The organism is Bacillus sp. SRL337 (assembly GCF_984799155.1).
In genome coordinates this window covers 4482227-4501001 of sequence record NZ_OZ481793.1, presented here as the reverse complement: position 1 = coordinate 4501001, position 18775 = coordinate 4482227, and the positions used below count along the sequence as shown (strand labels likewise).

General features: G+C 45.0%; 16 protein-coding genes. 11 read left to right on the top strand and 5 right to left on the bottom strand.

Features of this window, described 5'->3' with window-relative positions; genetic code table 11:
• The first annotated feature begins 617 nt into the window (after positions 1-617).
• Positions 618-914, top strand: coding sequence for a YwdI family protein (locus tag AC4E8A_RS22490; protein ID WP_490196038.1), 297 nt, complete (start codon positions 618-620; stop codon positions 912-914).
• A 26-nt stretch (positions 915-940) separates the two neighbouring features.
• On the top strand, positions 941-1312 hold the full coding sequence (locus AC4E8A_RS22485; RefSeq protein ID WP_490196037.1) for a DUF423 domain-containing protein: 372 nt from the start codon (positions 941-943) through the stop codon (positions 1310-1312).
• A gap of 240 nt (positions 1313-1552) precedes the next feature.
• Here the strand turns inward: AC4E8A_RS22485 and gerQ are convergent, their stop codons facing one another.
• Positions 1553-2038: a spore coat protein GerQ gene (gene gerQ, locus AC4E8A_RS22480; protein ID WP_490196036.1), complete on the bottom strand. Its 486-nt coding sequence runs from the start codon at positions 2036-2038 to the stop codon at positions 1553-1555.
• 701 nt (positions 2039-2739) lie between these two features.
• Positions 2740-3483, bottom strand: coding sequence for a hydrogen peroxide-dependent heme synthase (gene hemQ, locus AC4E8A_RS22475; protein ID WP_490196035.1), 744 nt, complete (start codon positions 3481-3483; stop codon positions 2740-2742).
• Positions 3484-3764: 281 nt separating this feature from the next.
• Here hemQ and pta point away from each other — a divergent pair, with 281 nt between their 5' ends.
• The 3 genes from pta to lipL all read left to right on the top strand — a co-directional run bounded on the left by pta (position 3765) and on the right by lipL (position 7183).
• On the top strand, positions 3765-4736 hold the full coding sequence (gene pta / locus AC4E8A_RS22470; protein ID WP_490196034.1) for a phosphate acetyltransferase: 972 nt from the start codon (positions 3765-3767) through the stop codon (positions 4734-4736).
• A 124-nt stretch (positions 4737-4860) separates the two neighbouring features.
• Complete coding sequence (locus AC4E8A_RS22465; RefSeq protein WP_490196033.1) at positions 4861-6243, top strand: N-acetylmuramoyl-L-alanine amidase; 1383 nt, start codon at positions 4861-4863, stop codon at positions 6241-6243.
• A 94-nt stretch (positions 6244-6337) separates the two neighbouring features.
• Complete coding sequence (lipL, locus tag AC4E8A_RS22460; protein WP_490196032.1) at positions 6338-7183, top strand: octanoyl-[GcvH]:protein N-octanoyltransferase; 846 nt, start codon at positions 6338-6340, stop codon at positions 7181-7183.
• Between the two features lie 651 nt (positions 7184-7834).
• Here the strand turns inward: lipL and AC4E8A_RS22455 are convergent.
• On the bottom strand, positions 7835-8662 hold the full coding sequence (locus tag AC4E8A_RS22455) for an RsfA family transcriptional regulator (protein WP_490196030.1): 828 nt from the start codon (positions 8660-8662) through the stop codon (positions 7835-7837).
• 298 nt (positions 8663-8960) lie between these two features.
• Between AC4E8A_RS22455 and AC4E8A_RS22450 the strand changes: the two genes are divergently transcribed.
• The gene (locus AC4E8A_RS22450; RefSeq protein ID WP_490196028.1) at positions 8961-10265 is read left to right on the top strand and encodes an HD domain-containing protein; all 1305 of its coding nucleotides are present in this window, start codon (positions 8961-8963) and stop codon (positions 10263-10265) included.
• Positions 10266-10385: 120 nt separating this feature from the next.
• Positions 10386-10892, top strand: a complete 507-nt coding sequence (locus AC4E8A_RS22445; protein ID WP_490196026.1) for a YwgA family protein — start codon at positions 10386-10388, stop codon at positions 10890-10892.
• A gap of 544 nt (positions 10893-11436) precedes the next feature.
• On the opposite strand, the gene thmT is transcribed toward AC4E8A_RS22445, so the two are convergent.
• Positions 11437-11625 carry a 2-hydroxymuconate tautomerase gene (gene thmT, locus AC4E8A_RS22440; protein ID WP_490196024.1) on the bottom strand — a complete coding sequence of 63 codons (189 nt, stop codon included), beginning with the start codon at positions 11623-11625 and terminating at the stop codon, positions 11437-11439.
• A 177-nt stretch (positions 11626-11802) separates the two neighbouring features.
• On the opposite strand from thmT, the gene AC4E8A_RS22435 reads away from it, so the two are divergent.
• Positions 11803-12465 carry a site-2 protease family protein gene (locus AC4E8A_RS22435; RefSeq protein WP_490196023.1) on the top strand — a complete coding sequence of 221 codons (663 nt, stop codon included), beginning with the start codon at positions 11803-11805 and terminating at the stop codon, positions 12463-12465.
• Positions 12466-12485: 20 nt separating this feature from the next.
• Positions 12486-12995 (top strand): YwhD family protein, encoded by a 510-nt coding sequence (locus AC4E8A_RS22430; RefSeq protein WP_490196022.1) that lies wholly within the window; start codon positions 12486-12488, stop codon positions 12993-12995.
• A gap of 1389 nt (positions 12996-14384) precedes the next feature.
• Here AC4E8A_RS22430 and AC4E8A_RS22425 read toward each other — a convergent pair.
• Entirely contained in the window at positions 14385-16454 is a 2070-nt protein-coding gene (locus tag AC4E8A_RS22425) for a transglycosylase domain-containing protein (RefSeq protein ID WP_490196021.1), read from the bottom strand.
• A gap of 401 nt (positions 16455-16855) precedes the next feature.
• Between AC4E8A_RS22425 and speE the strand changes: the two genes are divergently transcribed.
• Positions 16856-17686: a polyamine aminopropyltransferase gene (gene speE / locus AC4E8A_RS22420; RefSeq protein WP_490196020.1), complete on the top strand. Its 831-nt coding sequence runs from the start codon at positions 16856-16858 to the stop codon at positions 17684-17686.
• 134 nt (positions 17687-17820) lie between these two features.
• A complete protein-coding gene (gene speB / locus AC4E8A_RS22415; RefSeq protein ID WP_490196018.1) occupies positions 17821-18693 on the top strand; it encodes an agmatinase in 873 nt (290 codons plus the stop codon).
• Positions 18694-18775 lie beyond the last annotated feature (82 nt).

The window sequence follows — 18775 nt, the reverse complement described above, 5'->3', positions numbered from 1 at the left end:
GGTTAGTCACCCCCTCCTACTCGATTTATATCAGACAAAAGGTGATGAGGCCAAGAGAATTCTTTCCTTGAGAGATAACGGCGATATGAATCAAAAGGAATGGAGGGTGAGCACCTGCGGCTAAATCATTCTGAATCCGCCTCTGGCCCGCTTAAATCCAAATGAAAATTCTCCAGAAGTAAGGCTGGTTTGTAACAAGCAAAATGGATATAAGTTTGATAGAATAGGGAAGAATGACTGGATAGGGAGACGAGAGAATTGCCAGATAATAAGAAAATCAGTTGTTTTCAATGTCAATATTTTTATACAACTTGGCAACCGGCCCATCCACGAGGCTGTAAAGCATATGGATTCAAAACCAAAGCCATGCCCTCCCTGGTCGTATTACGTTCATCAGGGGAGAACTGTCTGAGGTTTACACCGAAAGGGAAGAAATGAATGGTATGGTTTTCAATACCTCTAGAAGCCTATATAGCTAATTGTAGCAGGATTCATAGAGTTTTCTTTTGTTAAGAGGGGCGGCTTCGTCTTTGCATATTATTGAGGGGAGCGGAAATGATTACCCAGTCCTCGAAAGAGTATGTTTTTTTATATGAAAATCGCAAAGGAGGGACACGATGAATATATCCCATGTCTCATTGATCAATAAAATGGAACAGGAACTGCTAAAAGCCAAGAAGGCAGAAAGACCGCAAAACATTCGTGAACATATCAACTCCATCAAGGCTTTATGCGAAGTCATGCTGGAAACCGAAAACGCCAGCTCCAGCCAACCTGTTTTCTCCAGCCAAATGCCGGCACAGCAAATGTCAATGCCGGTCAGCAGCCAACAATCCCAACCTGTAAGAATCAGTGAAGAAAGCAAGCTGGAAACGGAAGATGGGGCAAACGGAGACTCGCTGTTTGAATTTTAAATTTTTATAACCGGGAGTGTTAGGGAATGAAGACATTTATCATAATTGGAGCCATCAATGCTTTTCTTTCAGTGGCACTGGGAGCTTTTGGGGCCCATGCATTAGAAGGGAAAATCTCACAGAAGTATATCGACACATGGAACACAGGGGTACTGTACCAGATGTTCCATTCGATTGGAATCCTCATCGTCGGGGTACTGGCTGGAAATATCGCTGCCAGTTCAATGCTTAACTGGTCTGGCTGGTTAATGCTTATCGGAATTGTGTTATTCTCGGGAAGCTTGTATGTCTTGAGCCTATCTGGAATCAAAGTCCTTGGGGCGATAACACCTTTAGGCGGAGTAGCATTCCTGATTGCCTGGGTTCTGCTGATCATCACAGCTGTAAAATCAATGTAAATAAGTCTTTTCGTAAACTTTGTTGCTATCTGATCATAATTCCGAAAGATACTGGAGTAATGAATCAAAAAGGAAGAGAGAAAAGAGCTTCTCTCTTCGTTCAGAGAAAAACTTAGTATGCAGGGGGAAATCCGACTTTTGGGAACTTTCTGAAAGCAACAATATATGCGAAAACAGCCTAAATAAAAAGACTGCATGCCAAATCGGCATGCAGTCTTTTCGTTTTCGCAGATTAATAGGTTACCTTGGCGGATAGGAGGCAGCAGGCCCTGCTCCTGAACCGAACGGATATTCATATTCGATTTCTTCATCGAATGTGATGTAATCGAGATAAATCATCGGCAGCAGATAACGCATCCCTGTTTGGGGATCACTAAGGACAAGGTGGTCACGACCGGCTGCTTCAATGATCCCTTTGAATACTTTGGCATTCCACTCCCTGTTGTTTTCAAAAGTCATATAGACTGTGGCTACTTTGCCTTTGTTGAGGCGGAGAATGTTTTCAATATAAGATTCTTCTAAAGGCAGCTGGCCGGGAAGGTTTTGTGCCGGGTTAGGAGCACCGCCGGACTGTGGAACCTGCATGCCTTGGCCGCTGTAGTACTGCCCTCCTGAATATGTTCCGGGCTGGCCGTAATATGGCTGGCTGTAGCCATATCCATAAGGGTTTGAACCGCTTGAGTGTTTCACAATACAGACCTCCTTAATTAATCGAAAATCCTTCATAATGAAGGTGTTTCACTGCTGATTCACAAAAAGCTAAGGTTACACTGCTGAAACTCCCCTTCCCGAAAATAAAAGAAGAAATGTTAAAGAGAGTGTGCCTATTTTCACTATTTCATTTTTATGTAGGAGGGGGACGAAATATTCCATAAAAACGCAAAGCGGCCATTTGATGATAAGACCAGAAAAGGGGTTAAAAGAAGATTGAGGTTTGTCATGAAGTTTCATGGGACAAGAAAAAGTAGAAAAAGAAGGTTAGGGTGTGTCATGAAAGCTTCATGGGACCAGAAAAAGTAGAAAAAAAGAAGAGTAGGGTGTCTCATGAAAGCTTCATGTGACCAAAAAAAGTGAAAAAGAAGATTATGGTGACTCATAAAAACTTCAAAAATAGTTCTTTCAGCTCCTGCTGTCGCTGCTATCTAGTTTCCTTTTTTTATTTGGCTGTTTTCGCATAGATTGTGGTTATTTTAAAAGTAATGGATTTCCGCTCCAGGCGCACGACTCCACGGGGTCTCACCTGTCCCGCTAATCCCGCAGGAGGTCCACGCCTTCCGCTCCAATCCTCCTACGTGAAAATGGGGAGACGGATAATAAAGCATCAAAAAGCAATAATCTTTTAGAAAACAGCCTTTTATTTTGACTGTTTTCCGCCGAACGAATTAGAAAAGACCAAGCAGAACACCTGCTTGGTCTTTTTGAAGAAATTATACTTGCAAGAACGTGGCAATCTTTTCTTCTTCAAGAAGGTTACCAACGAAGAAAGTGCCGAAATCACCGTAACGTGCGCTGACTTCATCAAAGCGCATTTCGTATACAAGCTTTTTGAATTGAAGGACATCATCAGCAAACAATGTAACGCCCCACTCATAATCATCAAAACCGACAGAACCGGTGATGATCTGCTTTACTTTTCCTGCATACTGGCGGCCGATCATGCCGTGGCTGCGCATCATGCTGCGGCGTTCCTCCATGGGAAGCATATACCAGTTATCGTTGCCCTGGCGGCGCTTGTCCATCGGATAGAAGCAGACATGCTTAGCTTTTGGAAGGATCGGGTAAAGGCGCGCGCGTACATGCGGATTCTCGTATGGATCTTCCCCATCCGCGAGATAGTTGCTCAACTCTACCACTGACACGTACGAAAATGTCGGTACAGTGTACTCAGCGATTGTCAGTTTATTGAATTCCGTCTCAAGCTCATTCAGTTCTTCCATCGTCGGACGGACGATCATCATCATGAAGTCCGCTTTTTGCCCGACGATTGTGTAAAGAGCGTGGCTTCCTTCTTCTTTACTTTGTGTATGATTTAATTTTTCCAGGAATCCATGAAACTCCTTGATTGCCGTTTGTCTTTCATCGCTGGACAGCATTTTCCAAGAAGTCCAGTCCATTGAACGGAAGTCATGCAAAGAATACCAGCCATCTAACGTTTGAGCCGGTTCACTCATGTATATCACTCCTTCTAAACTTATATGCACCCTTACTATATCATAGTTTGGCCAAATAACCTGAATTAGAATCTTGACTGAAAAACGACAATTTTTAATAGGGTTTTCAGCAGAATTGCATATCCGGACAGCCTGAAGGGAACAATAAAGCAGGTTAAAAAGGATGAAATTTTCGAAAAACAAAAACATTTCCAATGGAAACGCTGCCACTGTCGGTTATTCTTGAAATCTTTCCGCAGAAGAGTATGCTAAAAGTGGATATATGAAGGAGGGCTTTAGTCATGAGCAACCTATTTGAATCACTAAAAGCGAAAGTCACAGGAAAAAATTTAAAAATTGTTTTTCCAGAAGGCCAAGATGAGCGAATTTTAACAGCTGCTTCACGTCTGGCTGCAGACGGAATTCTTACGCCGGTCATCATCGGAAATGCAGGCAGCGTGCAGGCAAAGGCCCAAGAGGTCAATGCTTCCCTTGAAGGCTGTGAGATTCTTGATCCATCAGATAACGAGTTCATGGATGAGCTTGTTCACTCTTTTGTGGAAAGAAGAAAAGGCAAAGCGACCGAAGAAGATGCAAAGAAAATTCTTTTAGATGAAAACTATTTCGGGACAATGCTTGTCTATACAGGAAAAGCACATGGTCTGGTCAGCGGCGCGGCACATTCCACTGCAGATACTGTTCGTCCGGCACTTCAAATCATCAAAACAAAAGAGGGTGTCCGCAAAACTTCCGGCGTATTCATCATGGTACGTGAAGATGAGAAGTATGTTTTTGCAGACTGTGCCATCAATATTTCCCCTGACGGCCAGGACTTAGCTGAAATCGCTATTGAAAGTGCGAAAACAGCGGAAATGTTCGATATCGACCCGCGTGTTGCAATGTTGAGTTTTTCAACAAAAGGATCAGCAAAATCACCAGAAACCGAAAAGGTAACGGAAGCTGTGAACATCGCGAAGGAAAAGGCGCCTCAGCTACCATTGGATGGTGAATTCCAGTTTGATGCAGCCTTTGTCCCTTCCGTTGCTAGCAAGAAAGCTCCGGATTCTGATATCAAAGGTGATGCCAATGTATTTGTGTTCCCAAGCCTTGAAGCGGGTAACATTGGATACAAAATCGCCCAGCGCCTTGGGAACTTCGAAGCGGTAGGCCCGATCCTACAAGGATTGAATGCCCCGGTCAATGACCTTTCCCGCGGATGTAATGAAGAAGACGTATATAAACTGGCACTGATTACGGCTGCCCAGGCTCTATAAGAAAATAAAGGCGGTCTCCTCCGGGGGCCGTTTTTTTGTGTGGAAAATGTGTTATATCATCATGACTCGTGTCCACACAGGTTGTCCCTTTTGGAATAAAGTAGTAAAAGGAGGGATGAATAGTATGAGTACAATCATTATTGACCCAGGTCATGGAGGAAATGACCCTGGTGCGACCTATGGCAATGCCAAGGAAAAGAACTATAATCTATCCATTGCTTTGAAAGTGCGCGATCACCTGCAAAAAAATTACAATGGAACCATTTTAATGACCAGAACAGGTGATACCACGATGTCACTAAGCCAAAGATCAGCCTTTGCGAACTCCAGGAATGCAGATTTTTACCTATCAATCCACAACAATGCAGCTGGAGGAAGAGGATTTGAAAGTTATATATATAACGGAACAGTCCCCCAGCAAACAATAAGCTACCAAAATACCATCCACAATGAAATCATGTCCTCAGTGAGGCAAAAATACAGCATCACAGATAGAGGAAAGAAACGGGCAAACTTCCATGTTCTCCGCGAAACGGAAATGCCTTCACTGCTACTCGAAGTCTTATTTGTCGACAATCCAGCTGACCTGAAAATTCTTAACAATCCTGCCTTTATCAATGACGTCTCGGCGGCTATTGCAGAAGGAGTTGCCAAAGCGCTGTCTCTTCCTGCAAAAGATTCACCGGGGGGAGCCATATATAAAGTAATTGCTGGTTCCTTCACTGACCGTGACAACGCTGAGGCAAGAGTGGACTTCTTAACCTCCAAAGGGATAGCATCTTTTATTGTTCCTGCTGTGATTTCAGGCAGGCAATATTACAGGGTGCAGGCGGGTGCGTATGGAGTGAAAGCAAATGCGGAAGCGCAGGTAGATAAGGTCAAGCAGGCAGGCATTCCAGGAGCCTTCATCATCATTGATGGAGAAGAAGGAACTGTCCCCACTAAGCCGCCCGAGCCGGCGCCTGAAGAACTTTTTACAATCAGCGGGAATACTCTTCTTCATCCTCATCAGCTTGATGACTACGTCAGAACTGTGAATCCCGAAGCCCCTGAGCTCGGCCGGTTTTATACAGCTTATGGACAAAGGTACGGGATCAGAGGGGACGTTGCTTACGCACAAGCGATTCATGAGACGAATTACTTCCGCTTTACAGGGATCGTGAAAAAAGAGCAGAATAATTTTGCCGGAATCGGTGCAACTGGACCTGGTTCTCCAGGGGCAAGCTTTTCAACTCCTGAAACTGGTGTACATGCACATATCCAGCATCTATATGCATATGCGTCCACGGGAAGTATTCCGGAAGGTCTTCAGCAAGTCGACCCGCGTTTCAATTTAGTCACCAGAGGAGTCGCCAGATATTGGACAGCCCTCAATGGAAGATGGGCAGTCCCGGGTACAAACTATGGTGAAAGCATCATTGGCATTTATAAACAGATGCTCACCAATTCAATTGGGGAGCTTGAGCAGCAAAAGCAGGCTTTGAATAACAGATTGGATGAGTTATAGGAAACAGGGGCATCTGCCCTTGTTTTTCTTGCTTCGTATTCCTTTTCGGGGATGTGGTATAATAATCCCCATGATAATTGAAGGAGAAATATCGATGGAATCGCAAAAAAATGAATCATTGTTAATACAGCCGGAATGGAGGATCATTGACCAGTCCAGCCTGGGGCCGATGTTTGACGCCCTTCAATCCTTTGCCATGGACGATACCCTCTGTACCTCGGTCGGTGCCGGGAATTCGCCGTCAACAGCAAGATCATGGGTCCACCATAAGACAATCGTTCTCGGTATCCAGGATACAAAGCTTCCGGCATTGGAAGCAGGATTGAACGTACTGGAAGACCGTGGATATCGTTACATAGTCAGGAACTCCGGCGGTTTGGCGGTTGTTCTGGATGAAGGTGTCCTCAATCTCTCCCTGGTTTTCCCCGATTCGGAAAAAGGAATTGATATCAATCGCGGGTACGATGCAATGCTTCAGCTGTCAAAGGACATGTTCAAAGACTTCCCGGTCGATATTGAAGCAAAGGAAATCACTAATTCCTACTGCCCGGGAAGTTATGACCTCAGCATAAACGGCAAAAAATTTGCGGGCATTTCCCAAAGAAGAATCCGGAACGGCGTAGCGGTGCAAATATATCTTTGTGTAAATGGCAGCGGTTCGGAACGGGCACGGGTCATAAGAGACTTTTATCAGGGTGGTAAAAGAGAAGAGAGCAGGAAGTTTGTCTTTCCGGAAATTCATCCGGAAGTCATGGCGTCCCTGTCAGAGCTTCTGGGCACTGAACTGACGATTCAGGATACAATGCTGCGGTTTCTGCAGTCGCTGAAAGGGTTCGGCGGGAAGATTTTTGCAAGCCAGTTGGAGGGTGAGGAGCTCTCTTTGTATGAGAACTATTTGGACAGGGTCCATCAAAGGAATGAGAAAGTGCTGGAGAGATGATCCTGCATTCAGAGTCGGCTGCCGTTTTGGCTTCCGGCTTTTTTGGTTAGGAGCGCAATGCTGGAGACAGCTGCGTATTGAACCATGGTTGTATCTTTGTTTTGGTCCAATCTTTTTAATAGTAGACCAACATTCAAGTGTGTCCCGAAAAAATTGGTCCATTCCCTTGATTAGGGCACCAATTTTTCCTGGGTGTCTTAAGAAATCGGTGTATTTCATTAGTTATTGAACCAATAACTTAGTGTGTTCTTCAAAAGTTGGTCCTTTCTTTTACTTATTGCCCCAATTTTTTAGTTCACCCCTATAAATCTGGTCCATTCCCTGGGTTTTTTCCCCGCTGTGACCGTCCCTGCCGAAATGCCAGACTAAAAAACACCGGACGCTCTGACTGCTTGCTCTTTTCTCCTTGATCGGCGGACAGCCCCTATCGGATTTCGGTCGCCTTCCTTGCGATAAGTCAACATCAATTCCCATTGTTCGTTGTGTTCCCTTTATCTCAGGCAGGAGCCCTCCAATTCTTTATGACGCTGAACGTCCGCTTTTTAGTTCACGCGGAGGCATTTCCCTGTAATGGAAATCACCTTCAATCAATACATTGGACTTTGTCTACAAGATGAAACACTGGCCGTAAGTCGGCCAGTGATATTTGAATTATTCTGCTACTTTTTCAAGATTTCCATTGCGATCCATTTTAAACCTTGGCGCTTTGCCTTCTTCATCTTCAAACAGGACGAGCTTTCTTGCACGGTTCATGATCTGCATCAATGTTTCGTAATCTTCCTGCATGGTCACAGTATTTTTCTCGAGCTTGGCAATCTTTTTCTCAAGCTCGGCATTTTGGCGTCTGATCTCGGCGTTCTCGTGCTTCAATCTCTGATTCTCACTTTTTAGAATATCAGAACTGAAGTTGGAGTGCGCAAGGCTTTGCAAGTAGGCAATGACTTTTTCTAGGGACATTTCCATCTTGCCTTGAACCGGCACACTCTGAATGGCTGGTGCTTGAGCCGGCGGTGTTGAAACGGCAGTGCTGCTTACTTCCATCTTTTCCAATGCTTCTTCCGCAAATTCAGTATCCGCTGCCTCTGAGGCCTCCATCATTTCCAGTGTTTCCATTACCGGGCTAGTATACTCTTCTTTTTCATCGCCCATTTCCGTTGACATCGATAGAGACATAGCATCGATTTCATCATAAGACGGGGCTGGAGGCTGATACAACAGCTTTTTCTTGCCGCCCTGATCTTTGCCGAGCAGGCGCTGACGCTGCTTGCGTTGTTTCTTGGCAAGCCCCAGTGCTTTTTCATATTGGTGGCGGACCACGGCATTCCATCTGAAGCCGCATGCTGCAGAAGTCCGGTTCAATTTGTCTCCTACCTCTTCAAATGCGTTCAACTGGGTGCTGCCCTCTCTTACATGGCGCAATACGGTTTCGGCCAATAGCAAATCATCTTCTTCGGTCCATGCATCCTGTCTGGATTTCATTCTTTCCAACTCCCTTTTATGAGTAACTTTTCTTACTAGAAGTCTGTACAAAAATATGGGAATCTATACGAATATGTTAAAATTATTTTTTTCTACTAGTTTCGTTGTCATGACGCGTGGGAACGATATGGGTGAGGCTGTCAAGAGCTTCACTGGATAAAAAAATTTTCGGTTTTTTTCAACCCTTGGAGAATAAACAATTTCCAACATTTCTATTTATTTTTCGACATGCTTCGAGATGTTTTTAGGAGAAAAACCGTCTATAATAGAAATATGTTAGACAGGAAGAGGGTAAAGAATGGAATATTCCAAAATGAAGCTGCATGAGGAAAAAGTGTTTAAAGACCCTGTTCATCGTTATGTACATGTGAAGGATCAGGTCATTTGGGATTTAATCGGGACGAAGGAGTTTCAGAGGCTGAGACGTATCAGGCAGCTCGGAACCACCTACTTAACCTTCCATGGAGCTGAACACAGCCGGCTGAATCATTCTCTCGGTGTCTATGAAATTGTGCGCCGGATTGTAGATGACGTCTTCCAGGGCCGTCCCGAGTGGAGCCAGGATGAGCGGTTGTTGTCTTTATGTGCTGCGTTGCTGCATGATTTAGGCCATGGGCCGTTTTCCCATTCATTTGAAAAGGTGTTTCACCTTGATCATGAGCACTTTACGCAGGAAATCATCCTTGGAGATACAGAGGTCAACCAGGTCCTTTCAAAAGTGGGTAAGGACTTCCCTAAACACGTTGCCGAAGTCATAGCCAAAACCTATGCAAACAAACAGGTGGTCAGCCTGATTTCGAGCCAGATCGATGCGGACCGTATGGATTATCTGCAGCGTGATGCTTACTTTACGGGGGTCAGCTACGGCCACTTCGATATGGAACGGATATTGCGTGTCATGAGGCCGCGCGAAGACCAGGTCGTCATTAAATCCAGCGGGATGCATGCTGTTGAAGATTACATAATGAGCCGTTACCAAATGTACTGGCAAGTGTATTTCCACCCTGTGACACGAAGTGCCGAGGTCATTCTGACGAAAATCCTTCATCGTGCAAAAGAACTTCATGAACAATCGTATTCTTTCAAATATGATCCTCTCCATTTTTACTCCCTCTTTGAAGGAAACGTTTCGCTTGAAGATTATTTAAAGCTGGATGAAGCGGTCATCATGTTTTACTTCCAGACGTGGGAAGAGGAAGATGACCCTGTTCTCAGCGATCTCTGCCGGCGCTTTATGAATAGGAATCTATTCAAATATGCGGAATTTGATCCGGCGAAAGAATATAAGAAACACAGCGAGCTGGAGGGCTTATTCAAAAAAGCCGGAATCGACCCGGAGTATTACCTGGTCGTCGATTCATCATCGGATCTCCCTTACGACTTTTACCGGCCGGGGGAAGAGGAGGAGCGCCTCCCGATTCACTTGCAGATGCCGAACAATGAACTGAAGGAATTGTCCAGGCAGTCGGATATTGTAGATGCGATTTCAGGAAAGAGAAGAACGGACCACAAACTCTATTATCCTGCTGACTTTTTATATGATGAATCGTCCAAAAGAAATATCAAAAGACAAATTCGTTCAATTTTAGAACTCGACCAATAAACTCGAGGCTGTCTCAAAAGTCAATGGCCAATGGTTTGCCGGGCGCATCTTCTGGGACAGCCTTCCTGCACCCAATGACGGAACACCGAGTAATTTTTTTGAAGTAGGAGATGAAGGAACGTGTTAAAGGACCACGCTAAATTAATGAGTGCTTTTTTGGCTTCCGGTGAAATCACGGGCAGAAAGAAACTGCAGAAAATGATCTATATCGCAAAGAAATTATCATTCCCTTTTCAGGAAAAATTTCAGTTTCATTTCTATGGTCCATACTCCGAGGAGCTGACCCTTCGTGTGGAAGAACTCTGCAACATGGGCTTTATCAGCGAGCTGAAAGAGAAGAAAGGCGGCTACTTCCAATACCGATATACTGTGACAGAAGAAGGCCAGGGCTTTTTAAAAATGTATGAAACAGACATGCCGTTCTTGAAGGACTGCCTGGATGACATGAATGAGCAGCCTTCGCGATTCCTTGAACTGGTGTCGACAGTGCTGTATTTCGATAATCTATCCCGCGAAGAAGTGGAAGAGAAAGTTTTCACACTGAAAAGCAAACAGAAGTATACGGTGGAAGAAATCGACACTGCTTATGAATATATAGAGGGTTTAAAAAAGAAGATTGTGAATTAATAGATGAGCCTGTCACTAGCTGTGGCGGGTTTTTGTTTTCTTTAAAATAGGCTCTTTTCGTAAACGTTGTTGCTAGTTGATAATAATTCCGAAAGATAGTGGAGTAATGAACCGGATAAACCCCTGTTTAGCAAGAGAGAAAAGAGCTTCTCCCTTTGTTCAGAGCGAAAACCATAGTATGCAAGGGAAAAATCCGGCCATTGGGATTTTTTCGGAAGCAACAATACATGCGAAAACAGCCTTAAAATAAAACCGATGGTGGTGTCCTGGCTGGCAGCGTTTTGATGTTTGGCCGATAAAAGACACATATGGGTCGATATTCGACAAAGTTTGGCTGATAAACGACACGTTATAATCAAAATTCGACATGAGTTTGCCGTTTTCCGACAAACTTCAGTCGAAAAACAGCAGTGACTGCAGGGTGGAACGGGGATCCAGTGTCGGAATTAGTGGTTTGGCTGATACCCCCCAGCTGCTCCTGCTCATAAAGAAAACCGCCGATCTCAAATAGATCAGCGGCTCATCAGCCGGGCATGCGAAAGGATTATGCTTCGTCACTCAAACGCTTTCCGCCAACAGCATAATGATTCTTGGTCATTTCTTCTATGAATACAACGATTTTGTCTTCAGAGGCACCTGTCGTTTCACTGACAGCCGATGTGACTTTTTCAACCAATGCTTTCTTTTGGCCCTCGCTGCGTCCTTCAAGCATCTTTACAGTTACATAAGGCATGGATTTCGCTCCTGTTCTATAATTTTGTTACAATCATAAGGAAGGATAAGGTCGATACAGCCTTCCAGTTTAAATTTTATCGTATTTTCCAGAAGGAGCAAGTCCGGACGATAGAGAATATTGATGAATAGACATTAATTTTATAAAAAATTCATTTATGTATAAGGAGAACAGACATTGAACTTTCTAGCCTTTAATTTAGAAGAGCTCCCGTTCGTGGTGATTGCCTTGATCCTGGCATTTACATTCCATGAATATGCTCATGCTTACGTTGCGCACAAATTTGGGGATGACACAGCAAAGAAGCAGGGCAGGCTGACATTGAATCCGATTCAGCACCTGGATCCGATCGGCACGCTTTTTATTTTGATTGCCGGGTTCGGCTGGGCAAGGCCCGTGCCGGTGAACCGCTTCAATTTTAAAAATCCAAAGCTTGCGGGAGTGCTCGTTTCCATTGCCGGGCCGCTGAGCAATTTCCTGATTGCTTTCATCGCCTATGGATTTTTCTACTTCATTATTACATTCGGGTTCGGTACGGTCGTTCCGCAATTTTTCATCGACCTGTTCAATATGATTGTATACCTGAACATTCTTTTGTTCATATTTAATCTATTGCCGTTTCCTCCTCTGGATGGATACCGGATCATTGAGGACCTTTCGCCGCCGCGCATTCGTTCGAAAATGTCCCAATACGAGCAGTATGGGGTTTTACTGTTCCTGATACTAGTCATCACACCGCTTGACCGCTACACGATCTGGCCGGTGATTAACGGCGGGATGAATGCAGTGGGGCAGGCATTCAATACAATTTACTATGGTATCTTTTCGTTATTTTCATAAAGCAGAAGGAGCTGTTATAAATGGAAGATAAAAAGAAACAAAGTGTCGGCTTCAATATCATCAAGAGCGACCCGACTGACGGGCATGGCGGCTTCGGAATCGGATCGCTGAGCCTTGATAATGTCTCACCGGTATTCGTCGATATCGAAGAGGGAGAGGCATTTGTGGACATCGGCGCCATGCATGCCCGGAGCGCCGTCGAAAAAAGAATCAAGTTCACCAATAATCGCGAGGATTCAGAAGGCGGCAAGCCGTACTGGCTGGTCTGGGTAACCATCGACCGCAAAGAGAACGGTCCGTATTATGCTGGTGTGACAGCTTGTGAGATGGTTGTCAATACGGAAAAGCGAAGAGGCTATAAATCGCTTCCTGAGCACGTGAACAGGATGGATAAGTCGATTAAGCGCCACATCATCGTAGAGGTGATGGATGACCGTTCAAAAGGCATATTGAGAGACTTCCTCATCAAACATGATGAAGGCATGTGGGAGCGCTCTGAAGATAAATTAAAACAAGGTTTGTCTGTCTGATATCCGTTTACAGTAAATGACAATACTATGAACGAATTGTGACATTTGTTCGAAACAATCGTTCATACCTTGCTCAATCTTCTAAAAAAAAGTAAACTTAAATCACAGTTTGCACAAAACAAACTAGGACATGAAAGACCCCGGGTTCGCACAAACCCGGGGTTTTTCGTATGTTTTTATAGATAGTTTCCTTCGACATGCGCTGAGGGTAAGCGACTTCCGGCGGCGCCTGGGGACTGTACCTTCGTTTTGATCTATGTTGGTAATTCGGTGGAGAAAACCCGTGTTCTGAAGGCGGGTCGTCGAGTAATGGGGTGATTAAGAGAGGAACACCCTGTTATAAAAGAGGGATCGTCGAGTAATGGGGTGATTGAGAGGAAAACACCCTGTTATAAAAGAGGGGTTGTCGAGTAATAGGGTGATTAGGAGAGAAACACCCTGCTATAAAGGTGGATCAGTCGAGTAATGGGGTGATTAAGAGAGGAACACCCTGTTATAAAAGAGAATCAGTCGAGTAATGGGGTGATTAAGAGGAAAACACCCTGTTATAAAAGAGAATCAGTCGAGTAATGGGGTGATTAAGAGAGGAACACCCTGTTATAAAAGAGAATCAATCGAGTAATGGGGTGATTAGGAGAGAAACACCCTGCTATAAAGGTGGATCAGTCGAGTAATGGGGTGATTAAGAGAGAAACACCCTGCTATAAAGGTGGATCAGTCGAGTAATGGGGTGATTAAGAGGAAAACACCCTATTATAAAAGAGGGATCGTCGAGTAATGGGGTGATGATTAAAAATAGTCTCCTTTCAAGGGCTGAATCCTGCATGAAGAGATAAGAACAGCAAAGAAATGTACCACTAAGGGACGGGATTCTCGGTGAAGTGGCCAGATTAACAAAAATCCACCTACAAGCAAGCCGCTTCAGCTCTTTATCAACCCAGCTCCCCGGACCAAGCTGCTAGTGACTTCAATCTCTCACCTTGAGAATCCAGCTCCACGGCCCAGCTGCTAGCAGACTTCCTGACACCTCCTCGAGATAAGTCAACTTCGGATCGCTACGCTTGCCGTGTTCCCAATATTTCATACGGAATCAGTTCAGTCCGTACGCAGCTGACCGAGCTCTCCCACCCTCTAGGATAAGGCATCATCGAATTACGGGGCTCTTCGTGATTCCTATATCTCATGCGAAAGCGCTCCAAACAGTACGGCGCTGACCGGCCGCTTCCGCTTTTTATTCAATCCAGCTCCAAGACACCAGCGGCTAGCGGACTTCAATCTTTCTCCTTGCGATAAGTCATTATCAAGTCACTATGTTCATTGTGATTCTAATATTTTATGCGAAGCCCGCCAATCTGTACACGGCTGGCCGGGACCATCCCGCTCTTTATGTCAAAACCACTGCGTCCACTTCTTATACCAAGGAGTCTCTTTTTCCTTTGGCTCTGCTGCTGGCTGCTTGGTCGGTGCTTCTTCTGTAAGGTGTTCGTCGCAGTATTCGGTCGGTTCGGTGCCTTTTACGAAATAGGTGAAGCGCTGGACCGGGCAGTCCTTTGTGGCCAGCTTGCCGTTATGGGGATTGACGAGATACCCTTTTACATTCTTTGTCGGTTTGAATGATTTGACCGGCTCATCCTTCAATGCTTCTTCCATGAAGTGCACCCAGATATTCTTCGCGTAATATTTATCCTCAACCAATGATATTTCTTTTCCTTTATCATATCCTGTCCAGACTCCGGCTGTCAGCTGCGGAGCGAAGCCGATCATCCAGTTATCCGAATTGGTCGTCCCAGACTTTCCGGCATATGGACGTGTTGTATGCTTTTTGATGGTGATCCCGGTGACTGTCGAGTAGTCATTCAACTTTGGATCGAATATCCCGCTCAGCATATGGGTCATGACGTAAGCTGCATCCGGATCGAGCACCTGCTCCTTTTCGAGCTTATTTTCGTAGATGGTTTCCCCGTCGAAGCCTTCTACTTTCGTAATGAACACAGGGCTGATTTTGTAACCGCCGTTGGCAAACATTCCGTAAGCATTCACCATATCGACAACCTTGGCACCTGAAGTCCCAAGAGCGGACGAAGGAACTTTTTTTATGGCTGTGGAGAGGCCGAACTTCTTCGCCGTATCCACCAATGTTTCTTCTCCAAGGAAGAGGTGGGTTTTGACGGCATAGACATTGTCCGAAATGGCGATCGCCTGAGCCAGGGTGATGTCATCGTCCGCATATTTATTATTGAAATTATGCGGAGAGTACTCACTCTGTCCATCGTCAAACGTAAATGTCGTCAGCTCACTCCTCATGGTTGTGGAAGGGGTGAACCCTTTTTCAACGGCTGCGTAATAAAGCAGCGGCTTGATGGTAGAGCCTGGCTGCCTGACAGCCTGGACGGCCCGGTTAAAGGGGCTTTCTTCATAATTTCGGCCCCCGACCATGGCTGTTACATATCCATTTTGAGGATTGATGGCTGTGAATCCGATCTGGATATCCGAAGCCGGTTTGATTTCCCGTTCAATGACTTCTTCTGCAGCCTTCTGGTGTTTCGGGTTCAGGGTGGTATACACCTTTAGTCCGCCTAGTTCGATCGTCCGCTCGTCGATGCCCAGTTGATTTCGAAGAATATTTTTGACCACATCCTGAAAATAAGGAGCCGTTTCAATTGTTTGGTGAGGGTATTTTCCGACGATCTCCAGTCTGTCTGTTTTTGCCCCGGAAGCAACCTCTTCAGAAATGATTTTATCCTCTTTCAGGGCATTCAGGACGATTTCCTGGCGGTCTTTGGCTGACTGAAAGGAATCAAGTGGTGAATATAAGCTCGGTCCTTTCGGGATCCCCGCAAGCATCGCAGATTCAGCAATCGTCAGTTCATCGGAATTTTTCCCAAAATAAAACTGGCTTGCCGCCTGGACACCATATGCACCGTGGCCATAATAAATCGTGTTCAGGTATCCTTCGAGAATCTGCTCTTTTGTATAATTCATCTCCAGCCTGAAGGTGTACAGCGCCTCGGAGATCTTTCTTTTCCAGGTTTTATCATGGGTGAGAAACAGGTTGCGGGCATATTGCTGTGAGATCGTCGAAGCTCCCTGGACTTTTGCCATTGCCTTCATATCGGCAAGGGCAGCGGCTGTGATTCGTTTGAAATCAAAACCGTGATGGGAGTAAAACCCTTTATCCTCAATGGCAAGGGTAGCGTCAATCAAATCAGGCGATATATCTTTAAGGTGGACCCAGTACCTTTTTTCCCCGTTGTTGCTTTCGCCAATAATTGAACCGTCTGCTCCATAAAAAAGAGTGGACTGAGGAACAGCAATGGGCGGCGGTCCCTGGATTTTTGCATAGGTGAACAAGCCTGCAAGCCCCACAAGGATCAACAAAGTCGAAAACAGTCCGAGAATGATAGCGGCACGCACGTATTTTTTGGTTTTTTGTATACGGGAACTTGTGATCACTTCCAAGTTAATCCCTCTTTTCCTATAATTCTAGTTTATTTATTCAATAAGAAAGTAAATATTTTGAAGGACAGTAATGTTTAGCTCCAGCGGCCAGCACCAAGCGGATTTCGGTCTTCTATCTTGCGATAAATCATCATCGAATTGCCATTCCTCTTCATGATTCCCTTACCTCATGCAGAAGCCCCCCAATCCATACGGCTGTTTCCGCCTTTCTAGGTAGTATTCATTATGGAAAGGGGAAGAATTTTTTAAACGTATAGGAAGAAATTAAAAATTATTCTTGTATTTTCGCCAAATTAGACTATACTTTTTCTCATGTTTGTATTTATGGTGTTGGGGAAGGATATTTATGATGAGGTTTGTGCCTGGCCCCGAGAATTAATTAGAAAAGGAATGAAGATAAAATGGGTGGATTCTGGTTTACAGAGAAACAAACGGAAAACTTCGGAATTACAATGAAAATCAACAAAACTTTACATACAGAGCAAACGGAATTTCAAAAGCTTGATATGGTCGAGACAGAAGAGTGGGGGAACATGCTGCTTCTTGATGATATGGTCATGACTTCTCAAAAAGATGAGTTCGTATATCATGAAATGGTGGCGCATGTACCATTATTCACTCATCCAAACCCTGAGACGGTTCTTGTTGTCGGCGGCGGAGACGGAGGCGTTATCCGTGAAGTGTTGAAGCACCCGTCTGTTAAAAAAGCGGTACTTGCTGAAATCGACGGCAAAGTCATTGAGTACTCCAAAAAGTACCTTCCTGAAATTGCAGGAGAGCTTGAGAATGAAAGAGTCGAAGTGCAGGTCGGCGACGGCTTCATGCATATTGCCAAAAGTGAAAACGAATATGACGTCATCATGGTCGACTCCACTGAGCCAGTAGGCCCGGCGGTCAACCTGTTCACAAAAGGCTTCTACGCAGGCATTTCAAAAGCATTGAAAGAAGACGGCATCTTCGTTGCGCAAAGTGATAACCCGTGGTTCAAAGCGGATCTGATCCGCCAGGTGCAAAGCGATGTAAAAGAAATTTTCCCTATCACACGCCTGTACACGGCAAACATTCCGACTTATCCAAGCGGTCTGTGGGCATTCACGGTAGGTTCTAAAAAGCATGACCCGCTGGAAGTAAGCGACGACCGTTTTCATGAAATCGAGACAAAATATTATACAAAAGAGCTTCATAAAGCCAGCTTCGTACTGCCTAAGTTCGTTAAGGATCTTACAGAGTAAAAGAAGCTTTCCCCTTTATTGCGTTAAAGCACTAAGAGGGACTGTCCCTCTTAGTGCTTTACAGTGCTAAAGCGCAATGCATCAACTGTTTAACGTTGTTATGTCAATATTTATCTTGGAAGGAGTCATGAAATATGCGCTTTGATGAAGCTTATTCAGGAAATGTTTTTATCGGCAGCCATCCTTCTTATGAAGACAGCCGGATTGTGCTGTACGGCATGCCGATGGACTGGACAGTGAGCTACCGTCCGGGTTCCCGTTTCGGTCCCACCCGCATCCGCGAGGTATCCATCGGGCTTGAAGAGTACAGTCCTTACCTTGACCGCGAATTGGAAGAAATCAACTACTTTGATGCCGGGGATATCCCGCTTCCGTTCGGTAATCCGCAAAAAAGTATCGATACTATCGAAGACTACATTGATGGATTAATGAAAGATGACAAAATTCCTTTTGGCATGGGCGGGGAGCATTTAGTGTCCTGGCCTGTCATGAAGGCTGTTTATAAGAAATATAAAGATTTGGCGATCATCCACTTTGATGCCCACACAGACCTGCGCGAGAACTATGAAGGGGAGCCTTTGTCACACTCCACACCGATCAGGAAGATTGCTGAACATATCGGACCTGAAAATGTGTATTCATTCGGAATCCGTTCCGGTATGAAAGAGGAGTTTCAGTGGGCGAAGGAAAACGGTATGCACATTTCCAAGTTTGAAGTGCTCGAGCCGCTGAAAGAAATCCTTCCTAAACTTGCGGGGCGCCCGGTTTATGTAACAATCGATATCGATGTGCTTGATCCGGCTCACGCACCTGGAACAGGTACGGTGGATGCAGGAGGGATCACATCCCGTGAACTTTTGGCATCGATCCATGAGATTGCCCATTCAGAAGTGAATGTAGTCGGGGCCGACCTCGTTGAAGTTGCACCGATCTATGACGCATCTGAGCAAACGGCCAACACCGCCAGCAAGCTCATCCGTGAAATGATGCTGGGCTGGGTGAAATAATAGTTTTGATTGAATGTAACTGCCCCGGAGAAAACAGATTCCATGGGGCGGTTTTTTTGTTTTGGTGACAGTCACTACCCGG

Bases quoted from the DNA above. Each gene is read 5' to 3' on its own strand.
- AC4E8A_RS22490 (WP_490196038.1), top strand. From the start codon at position 618: ATGAATATATCCCATGTCTCATTGATCAATAAAATGGAACAGGAACTG.
- AC4E8A_RS22485 (WP_490196037.1), top strand. From the start codon at position 941: ATGAAGACATTTATCATAATTGGAGCCATCAATGCTTTTCTTTCAGTG.
- gerQ (WP_490196036.1), bottom strand. From the start codon at position 2,038: ATGAAGGATTTTCGATTAATTAAGGAGGTCTGTATTGTGAAACACTCA.
- hemQ (WP_490196035.1), bottom strand. From the start codon at position 3,483: ATGAGTGAACCGGCTCAAACGTTAGATGGCTGGTATTCTTTGCATGAC.
- pta (WP_490196034.1), top strand. From the start codon at position 3,765: ATGAGCAACCTATTTGAATCACTAAAAGCGAAAGTCACAGGAAAAAAT.
- AC4E8A_RS22465 (WP_490196033.1), top strand. From the start codon at position 4,861: ATGAGTACAATCATTATTGACCCAGGTCATGGAGGAAATGACCCTGGT.
- lipL (WP_490196032.1), top strand. From the start codon at position 6,338: ATGGAATCGCAAAAAAATGAATCATTGTTAATACAGCCGGAATGGAGG.
- AC4E8A_RS22455 (WP_490196030.1), bottom strand. From the start codon at position 8,662: ATGAAATCCAGACAGGATGCATGGACCGAAGAAGATGATTTGCTATTG.
- AC4E8A_RS22450 (WP_490196028.1), top strand. From the start codon at position 8,961: ATGGAATATTCCAAAATGAAGCTGCATGAGGAAAAAGTGTTTAAAGAC.
- thmT (WP_490196024.1), bottom strand. From the start codon at position 11,625: ATGCCTTATGTAACTGTAAAGATGCTTGAAGGACGCAGCGAGGGCCAA.
- AC4E8A_RS22430 (WP_490196022.1), top strand. From the start codon at position 12,486: ATGGAAGATAAAAAGAAACAAAGTGTCGGCTTCAATATCATCAAGAGC.
- speE (WP_490196020.1), top strand. From the start codon at position 16,856: ATGGGTGGATTCTGGTTTACAGAGAAACAAACGGAAAACTTCGGAATT.
- speB (WP_490196018.1), top strand. From the start codon at position 17,821: ATGCGCTTTGATGAAGCTTATTCAGGAAATGTTTTTATCGGCAGCCAT.